The sequence below is a fragment of the Streptomyces sp. ActVer genome (assembly GCF_027270795.1).
In the GTDB taxonomy this organism is placed as follows: domain Bacteria; phylum Actinomycetota; class Actinomycetes; order Streptomycetales; family Streptomycetaceae; genus Streptomyces; species Streptomyces umbrinus_A.
In genome coordinates, this window is sequence record NZ_JAPWHT010000966.1 from 1 (window position 1) to 862 (window position 862).

At 73.8% G+C, this 862-nt stretch carries 1 protein-coding gene; it reads right to left on the bottom strand.

Annotated elements, in window-relative coordinates; genetic code table 11:
• Positions 1 to 95 precede the first annotated feature (95 nt).
• A partial coding sequence (locus tag O3Q52_RS53650; RefSeq protein WP_269655622.1) for an AAA family ATPase occupies positions 96 to 862 on the bottom strand: 767 nt, incomplete at its 5' end.

Below are 862 nucleotides of genomic sequence, written 5' to 3' on the forward strand. Positions count from 1 at the left end.
GCGGGCCCGGTGGGGGCCGGTCGCGCAGTTCCCCGCGCCCCTGAAAGGCGAGCCTGCGCTCAGCCCCTCCTCAACAGGCCGCTACCACTGGTCCCCTACCACTGCGGTGGGCTGGCGATCGACCTGGCCAGTACGTCGTCCAGGACTCGGGCCGTCTGGGGGACGTCCAGTTGGGAGTTGTCGATGATTGGGAGGCCCGAGCCGTACCAGCCCGCCATGCGGCCGTGGATGCGGGCGACCTCCTCGTCGGTGAGGCGGCGGTTTCCGGAGCGCTCGGCGTTGCGCTCCAGGACTATCTCCAGGCCCGGCAGGAGGACGACCGGCAGCAGGCCGGGACCGACGTGCCGCTTCCAGCCGCCGAGGCCGACGACGGGACGGTCGGGGAAGACCGCGTCGTCGAGGATGCAGGAGATGTTGTTGGCCAGGAAGTTGCGGGCCGCGAAGCCGCAGGTACGGCGGGCGAGACGGTACTGCGCCTCCGAGTGGTCGTTCCACCCCGACTGCGGGTCCGCGAAGCCCGAGCGCACCCATTCGCGTACGTCGTCCAGGCTGATGTGCGCGGTGGGCACCCTGCGGTGGTCGGCCCAGTACTTGGCGACGCTGGTCTTGCCGGCGCCTGCGGGTCCGATGAGCAGGACGGCGAGGGTGGTGGACGTCGGATCGGGCGTGCCCGCGGTGGCGGGCGGCACGCTCGGCATCGGGACGGGACCGCCCGGCGGCAGCTGTACGTGGCCCGTGGTGTCCGGCGTCGGCGGCGGTGGTGGAGCGTGGTGCGGGACCCCGTGATGCGGGGCCGGCGCGTGGCCCGGTGGATGGGGAGCGGCGGGCCCGGTCGGCGCTCCGGCGAAGCCGGGCGGCGGGC